The 9,897-nt window shown below is 74.3% G+C and carries 4 protein-coding genes; all 4 read right to left on the bottom strand.

The window, feature by feature from the left end:
* Positions 1-95: 95 nt before the first annotated feature.
* Genes LPA42_RS29240 through LPA42_RS29225 form a run of 4 tightly spaced genes read right to left on the bottom strand, consistent with a single transcriptional unit; the run spans position 96 to position 9,881 of the window.
* Positions 96-5,624: a non-ribosomal peptide synthetase/MFS transporter gene (locus tag LPA42_RS29240; protein ID WP_077939860.1), complete on the bottom strand. Its 5,529-nt coding sequence runs from the start codon at positions 5,622-5,624 to the stop codon at positions 96-98.
* Positions 5,621-8,743, bottom strand: coding sequence for a non-ribosomal peptide synthetase (locus LPA42_RS29235; RefSeq protein ID WP_077939859.1), 3,123 nt, complete (start codon positions 8,741-8,743; stop codon positions 5,621-5,623). The genes LPA42_RS29240 and LPA42_RS29235 overlap by 4 nt, the downstream gene beginning before the upstream one ends.
* Positions 8,740-8,928 (bottom strand): MbtH family protein, encoded by a 189-nt coding sequence (locus LPA42_RS29230; RefSeq protein ID WP_043968608.1) that lies wholly within the window; start codon positions 8,926-8,928, stop codon positions 8,740-8,742. The genes LPA42_RS29235 and LPA42_RS29230 overlap by 4 nt, the downstream gene beginning before the upstream one ends.
* Positions 8,928-9,881: a TauD/TfdA family dioxygenase gene (locus LPA42_RS29225; RefSeq protein WP_077939858.1), complete on the bottom strand. Its 954-nt coding sequence runs from the start codon at positions 9,879-9,881 to the stop codon at positions 8,928-8,930. The genes LPA42_RS29230 and LPA42_RS29225 overlap by 1 nt, the downstream gene beginning before the upstream one ends.
* Positions 9,882-9,897: the final 16 nt, after the last annotated feature.

Below are 9,897 nucleotides of genomic sequence, written 5' to 3'. Positions count from 1 at the left end.
CCCACGCCGACCTGGCCGACCCGCCGGGGGCCTGAGCGCACGCCGGGGCCTGCGGCGATAACCCGCCGCAGGCCCCGGCCAGCCACCCGGGCGGGTCAGGCCGCCACGGGCACCTTCTCCTCCTGCCGTTCGGCGGCGCGGGCGGCCAGCCGCCGCTCGCGCTCCTGCGCGCCGATCAGATCGTCGGGCAGCGAGTCCGGCACCTCGATGTCGAAGCGGCGCAGCAGCCGGATCGCGAAGCCGCCGAGGGTGACCAGTACCAGCGCCGCGCCGAAGCAGACGTACGCGAAGCCGATGCCCCGGCCCGGACCGGTGCCGATGACCGCGCCCACCGACCCGGCGAGCGACCCGCCCTCGGCGAGCATCGGCTCGAACAGGCCGGTGGCCGCCGGCGCGAGCAGCGCGAACCCGATGGGCAGCGTCGACCAGGAGATGGTCTGGTTGAGGCTGAACACCCGGCCGTGGTAGCGCTGCGGCACCTTCACCTGGACGATCGTCGCGTAGATCGACTGGGCGGTGGTCATGGACATGGCCAGCCAGAACGCCCCGACGCAGATGACCACCACGGAGGCGTCCAGGCCGATCACGACGCAGCCCAGCGCGGTGCCGAGGTTGCCGATCAGGACGCCGATCATCCGCCGGTGGCGGGGGCCGCCCCACAGCGACATCAGCACGCCGCCGGCCACCGCGCCGAGCGCCTCCGCCAGGGCCACCTGCGCCACCTGCGTCGCCGTGGCGAAGGAGAGCACCAGCGGGGTGGTCAGCACCAGCGCCGGGGCCAGGAAGATGTTGCCGATCGCGAAGTAGCCCAGCATGAGCCGGAAGCCCCGGTGCTGCCACGAGTAGCGCAGCCCGTTGGCGATCGCGACGAGCAGCCGTTCCCGGGGCCGCCAGCCGAGCAGGTCGGGGAAGCGGACCACCGCCAGGGTGGTCACCGCCACCACGTAGCTGGCCACGTCGATGAGCAGGATGCCCTTGAGCTCGATGGCGGCCAGCAGGCCGGCGGCGAAGACCGGCATCAGCAGCATCGCGAAGCCGTTGGTGAGCTGGGTGACGCCCATCGCGTGGCCGAGGTAGCGCTTCGGCACGAGCTGCGGCACCGCCGACTGGAACGCGATGCGCTGGAACGACCCGGCGACCTGGCTGAGCGCCACCAGGGCGTAGATCATCCACAGCCGCAGGTTGTCCGTCCAGAGCAGGGCGGCCAGCACCAGCTGGATCGACCCGGCGGCGGAGCTGGCGATCATCATGATGCGACGGCGGCTGACCCGGTCGGTGATCGCGCCCGCGATGGGCAGCATCAGCACGCCGCAGATCAGCGCCAGCGCCCACAGCAGGCCCAGGTTCGCCACCGAGCCGGTCTGGGTGAACAGCCAGATCGGCAGGGCGAACGCGGTCAGCGCCGAGCCGGTGGTGGAGACGAGCTGGCCGGCGGTGACCGCGACGAACCGGCCCATGCTCGGCTTGACCACGGCCCGTTCGGGGCTCCGGTCCGCGCCGACGCGCTGGTGGTCGGCGACGACCCAGCCGGCGTCCTCGCCCCGGGCCGCCGCCTCCAGGGCGGTCGTGTCGTCGGCGCGCACCGCCGGGTGCACCGAGGTGACGATCTCGGCCAGCTCGTCGGCCCGGTACTTGAGGAAGAAGTGTCCCGCCTGGTCGAGCACGACCAGCCCGACGGTGTCGGTGAGGAACTGCCACTCGGCGTACCGCTCGGTGAAGTAGTCGGTCACCGGGTCCTCGGAGCCGACCACCGAGATGATCGGGGCGCGCAGCTTCGCCGCACCGGCGTCGAGCAGCCCGGTGAAGTACTCCTCGGAGGCGCGGGAGTCGGCCCGCATGTTGCTGATGATCCGGTCGGCCTGCTCCGGGTCCAGCTCGTCGGTGTCGACGCCCATCGACTTGAGCCAGCTCGCGTAGTGCTTGTTGCTACGCAGCCGCTCGAGGCGGTTGCGGGCGGCGGCGAAGAGGCCCTTCGGGCGGGCGAACGGGAACATCGCGCCGATGTAGAGCGCCTCCAGCTCCCGGCCGGCCGCCTCGACCTTGCGGGCCACCTCGGCGACGATGGCGCTGCCGACGCCGCAGTGGCCGTACAGGACGATCGGGCCGGAGATCCGCTCGACGATCTCGTCGGCGACCCGGCGGGTCAGCTCCTCGAACGGCAGGCCCTCTTCGCTGAGGCCCACGTCGTGGCCGGGGATCGCCAGCGAGTACAGGGCGTTGCCGGCGGGCAGGGCGTCGGCTAGGGGCTGGTAGACGATGGCGCTGCCGCCGCCGTAGGGGACGCAGACGTACGTGCGGACCCGCTGGCCCGCCGGGATCGGCTTGGTCAGCTCGTAGAGCAGCCGGCGCGGGCCGTCGTCGGCGGCGTCGCCGGTCATGAACGCGGCCAGCTCGCGGATGGTCCGCTGCTGGAACAGGTCCATCACGCCGACGGGCCGCCCGCCGTGCTCGGCCTTGCGGATCTTCGCGACGACCTGGGTGGCGAGCATCGAGTGCCCGCCCAGGTCGAAGAAGTCGTCGTCGATGCCGAGCGTGTCGACGCCCAGCACCTCCGACCAGATCCCGGCCAGCAGCCGCTCGGTGTCGTCGCGCGGCTCGACCAGCGCCACCGACGCCTCGCGGGTCACCACGGGCGCGGGCAGCGCCCTGCGGTCGAGCTTGCCGTTGGGGCTCAACGGCAGCGCGTCGAGGGTGACGAACGCGGTCGGCACCATGTATTCGGGCAGCGTCTCCTTCAGCGCCGCCTTCAACGCGGCGTGCTCGGCGTCGCCCACCAGGTACGCGGTGAGCCGCTTGTCGCCCGGGGTGTCCTCGCGGACGATGACGGCCGCCTCGGTGACGCCCGGCTGCTCCCGCAGGGCGCTCTCGATCTCGCCCAGCTCGATGCGCAGGCCGCGCAGCTTCACCTGGTGGTCGATGCGGCCGAGGAACTCGATGACCCCGCGCGGGCCGTCGCCGGCCGCGTCACCGTCGCCGGCCGGGGAGGCGACCCAGCGGGCCAGGTCGCCCGTGCGGTACAGCCGGGCCCCCGGCTCGCCGGAGAACGGGTCGGGCACGAACCGCTCGGCGGTCAGCGCCGGCCGGCGGTGGTAGCCCCGGGCCAGGCCGACGCCGCCGATGTGCAGCTCCCCCGCCACGCCGACCGGGCACTCGTTGCCGGCCGCGTCGAGCACGTGCAGCCGCAGGTTGGCGATCGGCCCGCCGATCGGCACGCCGGACAGCCCGGCGAGCGCCGACGGGTCGCAGTGCCAGGCGCTGACGTCGATGGCCGCCTCGGTGGGGCCGTACAGGTTGTGCAGCTCGCACCAGGGCAGCCGGGCGGTGAACTCCACCGCCGAGGCCAGCGGCAGCTCCTCGCCGGAGCAGATCACCCGGCGCAGGCCGGTGGCCGCCTCGATGCCGTCCTCGCCGAGGAAGACGGTCAGCATCGACGGCACGAAGTGGGCGGTGGTGATCCGCTCGGACACCAGCAGGTCCCGCAGGTACGCGGCGTCCTTGTGCCCGCCGGGCTTGGCCAGCACCAGCCGGGCGCCCTCGCGCAGCGGCCAGAAGAACTCCCACACCGACACGTCGAAGCTGGCCGGGGTCTTCTGCAGCACCGCGTCGTCGGCGGCGAGCCGGTAGGTCCGCTGCTTCCAGTGCAGCCGGTTGACGATGCCCCGGTGGGTGTTCGGCACGCCTTTGGGCCGGCCGGTGGAGCCGGAGGTGTAGATGACGTACGCGAGGTTGCCGGGCCCGGCCGTCGGCGCGGGGTCGGTGGCGGGCTGGTCGGCCCACGTCGCGGTGTCGTCGAGGGCGAGCACCGTCGCGCCGGTGTCGGGCAGCACGTCGCGCAGGTGCTCCTGCACCAGCACCACGGGCGCGTCCGCGTCGGTGACCATGAAGGACAGCCGGTCGGCCGGGTACTCCGGGTCCAGCGGCAGGTACGCGCCGCCGGCCTTGAGCACGCCGAGCAGCCCGGCGACCAGCTCCACCGACCGTTCGGCGCACACCCCGACCAGGGTCTCCGGGCCGACGCCGGCCGCGCGCAGCCGGTGGGCGACGCGGTTCGCGGCGGCGTTCAGCTCGGCGTACGTGACCGAGCGGCCCTCGAAGGTCAGCGCCACCGCGTCGGGGGTGGCGGCGGCCCGCGCCTCGAACGGCCCGTGCAGGGTCTGCTCCTGCGGGAACCCGGCCGTGGTGTCGTTCCAGGCGGCCAGCAGCTCCCGCTCGGCGGGGTCGACCATCGGCAGGGCGGAGACCGATGTGTCCGGTGCGGCGACGACCGCCCGCAGCAGGGTGGTCCACCGGCGGGCGATCCACTCGACGGTGGCCCGGGTGAACAGGTCGGTGTTGAAGACGAGCTTGCCCCAGAGCCCCTCGGTGGTCTCCACGGCGTGCAGCTCGAAGTCGAACCGGGTGGCCCGCAGCTCCATCGGCGTCCACTCGAAGCGGACGTCGGCGGCGTCGGAGACCCCGGTGAACCGGCCCATCTCGTAGTTCTGCAGCACGAACATGGCCTGGAACACCGGGGACCGGCTCACGTCGCGGGGCAGGCCCAGCTCGTGCACGACCTTGGCGAACGGCACGTCGGCGTGCTCGAAGCCGTCCAGCACGCCGCGCCGGGTGCGCTCCAGCAGCTCGGTGAACGTCGGGTCGCCGGCCAGTTCGGCGCGCAGCGGCAGCATGTTGATGAACATGCCGACGACGTTCTCCAGCTCGGGGACGGACCGGCCGGCCACGGACGCGCCGACGGCGAAGTCCTCCTGCCCGGCGTGCCGGGACAGCAGCACCTGGTAGGCGGCGAGCAGCGTCATGAACAGCGTCGCGCCGGACGACCGGGTGAGCACGTTGAGCCGCTCGGTCTCGGCCGGGTCGAGCTGGAACTCGACGAAGTCGCCCCGGTAGGTCTGGGTGGCCGGGCGCGGCGCGTCCAGCGGCAGCTCCAGCGGGGTGATCCCGGCCAGCCGGGACTTCCACCAGTCCAGGTGCCCCCGGGCCGCCGGGCCGTCCAGCTCCTTGCCCTCCCACACGGCGAAGTCGCCGTACTGCACGGGCAGGGCGGGCGGCTCGCCGCCGTGGTAGAGGGTGATCAGGTCGCGCAGCAGCACGTCCACCGACCAGCCGTCGCCGACGATGTGGTGCTTGCTCAGGAACAGCACGTGGTCATCGGGGGCGAGGCGGATCAGCAGGGCGCGCAGCAGCGGCCCGCTGGCCAGGTCGAACGGCTCCGCCGACGCGGCCTCCACCAGTGCTTGGGCGGCGTCGGCGTCGGCCGCCTCCGTCACCGTCAGCGGCACCTCGACGGACTCCTCGACCACCACCGTGGGGCGGCCGTCGGCGTCGGCGGGGAACCGGGTGCGCAGCGACTCGTGCCGCGCGGTCAGGGCGGCCAGCGCGCCGCGCAGGGCCGCGACGTCGAGCGGTCCGCGCACCCGCAGCGGCACCGCGATGTGGTACGCCGCCTCGCCCGGGGCGATCTGGTCCATGAACCAGACCCGCTCCTGGGCGTACGACAGCGGCACCGGCGTGCCGGGGGGTCGGGGGGTGATCCGGGCGGCGGGGGCGGCGGTCCGCTTGCGCAGGCGCTTGGCGATCAGCGCCTGCCGGGCCGCCTCCCGGGCCGGATCCTTCAGGTCGGTCATGCGGTGGGTCCCTCTTCCGTCGCCAGCAGCTCGGCGACCTCGGCGTCGGAGAGCTCGTCGAGTTCCGCGGCGATCAGCTTCTCGATCTGGGCGGCCAGGTCGGCCACCACCGGGCTGCCGAACAGCGCCCGCATGGGCAGGTCCACGTCCACCTCGGCCCGGATGCGGGCCATTGCCCGCATGCCGCGCAACGAGTTGCCGCCGAGGGCGAAGAAGTCGTCGGCCGCGCCGACCTTCTCCACGCCGAGGATGTCCGCGTACACCTCGGCCACCAGGGCCTCGGCGTCGGTGCGCGGGGCGACGTACGCGTCGTCGACCGCCGCCGGGGCGGCCGGGGCGGGCAGCGCGGCCCGGTCCAGCTTGCCGTTGGGGGTCAGCGGCAGCGCGTCGAGCGTGACGAACGCGGCCGGCACGAGGTGCGCGGGCAGCTCCCGGGCCAGGTCGGCGGCGAGGGTCGCCGGGTCGGCGTCGCCGACGAGGTAGCCGACCAGCGCCGGCTCGCCGGAGTCGGCGCGCACGGCTGCCGCCGCCGCCCGCACGCCGGGCCGGGCCAGCAGGGCCGACTCGACCTCGCCCAGCTCGATGCGCATGCCGCGCACCTTCACCTGGTCGTCGCGGCGGCCCAGGTACTCCAGCGTCCCGTCGGCCCGCCAGCGGGCCAGGTCGCCGGTGCGGTACATGCGCTGCCCCGGCGGCCCGTACGGGCAGGGCAGGAACCGCTCGGCGGTCAGGCCGGGGCGGCGCAGGTAGCCGCGGGCGAGCTGGTCGCCGGCCACGTACAGCTCGCCGGCCACGCCCGGGGGCACCGGGTGCAGCGCGGCGTCGAGCAGCAGCGCCCGGGTGTTCCAGGTGGGCGTGCCGATCGGCACCGGCCCGGCGGCCAGGTCCTGCCCGGGTGCGATGCGGGCGGCGACGCAGCCGACGGTGGCCTCGGTCGGGCCGTACTCGTTGGTGACGGCCACGCCCGGGTGGGCGGCCCGCCAGGCGGCGAGCTGTTCGCCGGTGAGCGCCTCGCCGCCGATGACCAGGTCCGCCGTCGGGGACAGGGCGTCGTCGAGCAGCGGCAGGTGGCTCGGGGTGACCTTCAGGAAGGCCGGCTTCCCGCCCGCGCGGGCGGCCGGCTCGTCGATGGCGGCGAGCCGGACGGTGCCGCCGGCGGTCAGCGGGCCGAGCAGCCCGGTGACGGTCAGGTCGAACGACACCGGCGAGTGCAGCAGCGCCGTGCCGGCCAGCCCCGGGTAGGCGTCCCGGGCCCAGGCCAGGTAGGCCGCCACCGCCCGGTGCTCCACCACGACGCCCTTGGGGCGGCCGGTGGAGCCGGAGGTGTAGAGCACGTACGCGGGGTGTCCGGGGCGCAGCGGGGCGACCCGGTCGGCGTCGGTCAGGTCGGCCGCGTCGAGGTCGGCGGCGGTGCCCGGGTCGAGCACCAGCGCGTCGCCGGGCACCAGGGCCGCCGTGTCGGCGGCGGCGAGCACCAGCGCCGGCTCGGCGTCGTCGAGCAGGTAGGCGATCCGGGCCGCCGGGTAGCCGGTGTCGACCGGCACGTACGCGGCCCCGGACTTGAGCACCGCGAGGACGGCCACCAGCAGGTCCGCCGAGCGGGGCAGGGCCAGCGCGACCCGGGTCTCCGGGCCGGCCCCGCGCGCCACCAGCAGCCGGGCCAGCCGGTTCGCGGCGGCGTTCAGCTCGGCGTACGTCAGCTCGACGCCGTCGCTGACCAGCGCGGTGGCGTGCGGGGTGGCGGCGGCCTGCCGCTGCACCGCGTCGACGACGGTGCCGGCCGGCCGGGCGTGGTCGGTGGCGTTCCAGGCGTCGAGGACCAGCCGCCGCTCGGCGTCGTCGAGCAGGGGCAGCTCGCTGACCCGCCGGCCGGGGTCGGCGACGGCGGCGGCGAGCAGCCGCACGTAGCGGGCGACGACCGCCTCGGCGGTGGCCCGGTCGAACAGGTCGGTGCGGTAGACCAGCCGGCTCTCCCCCGCGGTGACGTCGAAGGCCAGGTCGTCCTTCGTGGTGCCCAGCGGCACCGGGTCCAGGCCGGAGTCGGGGATGAAGTTCAGCGCGGTCTGGAAGATCGGCTGCACGGACGGGTCCCGCTGCGGGGCCACCGCCTCAACGATCTTCTGGAACGGGGTCTGCCCGTGCTCCATCGCGTCGAGCAGGCCGCCCTTGACCCGGCCGAGCAGCTCGGCGACGGTGGGGTCGCCGGTCAGGTCGCAGCGCAGCGCCACCGGGTTGACGAACATGCCGATCAGCGGGGCCACCTCGGCGGTGTCCCGGCCAGCGGTGGAGACGCCCACGACCACGGTGTCGTCGCCGGAGATCCGCGACAGCAGCGCGGCGAACCCGGTCAGCAGCACCATGTACGGGGTGGCCGCCGACGCGGTGGCGAGGGCGCCGACGGCGTCGAGCAGCCCGTCGGGCAGGTCGAAGCGGACCTCGTCGCCGGCGAAGCCGAGCTGGGCCGGGCGGGGCCGGTCCAGCGGCAGGCCGGTCACGGCGGGCGCGCCGGCCAGGTGCGCCTTCCAGAAGTCGAGCTGCCGGTCCAACTCCGGCCCGGCGAGCTGGTCGCGCTGCCAGGCGGCGAAGTCGGCGTACTGGATGGGCAGCTCGGGCACGGCGGCGGGCGCGCCGGTCAGCGCGGCCGTGGTGAACGCGGACAGCTCGGTGGTGAACAGCACCGCCGAGTGGGCGTCGAAGACGGCGTGGTGCACCACGAACTGCACCGACCACGCCTCGTTGACCTTGACCAGCCGGGCGCGCCACAGCGGCGGGACGTCCAGCGGGATCGGGGTGCGGGCCAGCTCCTCGCGGATCGCGTGGTAGCGGGCGAGCCGCTCGGCCTCGGGCAGGCCCGACAGGTCCTCGGCCGGCAGGCGGACCGGCTCGTGCTCGCGGACCACCTGCACCAGCGTCCCGTCGTCGGAGCGCAGGTGGGTGCGCAGCGCCTCGTGCCGGGCGACGACCCGGTTGAACACCTCGGTCACGGCGTCGGCGTCCAGCTCGAGCGGGAAGGGCCACGGGTTGGACACGTTGTAGACCGGCGAGCCGGGGTCGAGCTGGTTGGCCAGCCACACCCGCTCCTGGGCGAAGGAGGCGGGGAAGGTCCACTCCCGCGTCATGACGCTGCCTCGCGTACCGAGCGGGGGCGCATGTCGGTCCAGACGGTGTCGATGTGGGCGAGGCACTCGGAGCGCGTGCCGGCGAAGCCGGTGTCGTGCCAGCCCGCGGGGAGCTCCCGGTCGGCCGACCAGATCGAGTACTGCTCCTCGTCGTTGCGCACGACCAGGAATCGGGTTTCGGCCATCAGTTGTCTCCAGTGCTCTCGGGGGTGTGCGGCTCGGCCATCGCGACGGCGATCTTGCGGGGCCCGGTGAATGGCTCCCGGGCGTGCGCGGCGGTCATGTTGTCGACCACCAGCACGTCGTCGCGCTGGTAGTCGAAGCGGACGCTGGCGGCCCGGTACGCGGCCCGCAGGTGGTCCAGCACGTCGGCGGGGATCTCGCCGCCGTCGCCGTAGTAGGTGTTCGACGGCAGCCCGTCGGGGCCGAACATCGCCAGCAGCCCCTCCTGGTATTCCTGCGGCAGGGTGCTCAGGTGGAAGAACGTGGCGTGGTTGAACCAGCGCGGGGTGTCCGAGCCGGGCCGGTAGTGCACCGGCTCGCGCACGGCGCGGGTGCGCAGCCCGTCCGCGCCCACCCACTCCAGGCTGATCCGGTTCGCCGCCGCGTACGCCTCGACCTCGGCGCGGTCGTCGGTGTTGAACACGTCCTGCCAGCGGGTGCCGAAGTCGGCGTGGAAGTTGCGCACCAGCATCCACCGGCGGCGCACGAACTCCTCCCGCACGGCCGGGTCGATCAGCTCGTACACCCGGCGCACGTCCGCCAGGGGCGTCGCGCCGAGGGTGTCCGGCGGCGTGACGCACCAGAAGAACAGCGTCAGCGGCCAGCGCGCCTGGTACGAGTTCTCGTTGTGCAGGAAGATCTCCTCGTCCGGCGGGTAGTCGGTCGAGGTGTAGACCCGGCCCTTGATGGCGTGCCGGGGCGAGGACCGCTCGGTGTAGACCAGCGGCTCCCCGGCCAGCGCCCGCACCACCGCGTCGAAGCCGTCGACGCCGCCGACGTCGAAGCCGCGGAACAGCAGCCCGCCGTGGTCGACGAGGGCGGCCCGCAGCTCGGCGCGGCGCTCGCCGATCAGGTCGGTCAGTGCCCGGCCGTCGTTTTCGACGACCACCGGCAGCGTGGCGATCGTGTCGCTCATTGCTCTGTACTCCCTT

Source organism: Micromonospora sp. DH13 (assembly GCF_020873825.1).
Lineage (GTDB): Bacteria > Actinomycetota > Actinomycetes > Mycobacteriales > Micromonosporaceae > Micromonospora > Micromonospora haikouensis.
Note: the sequence above shows the minus strand (reverse complement) of the source record. Positions and strands in the feature narration are given on the sequence as shown.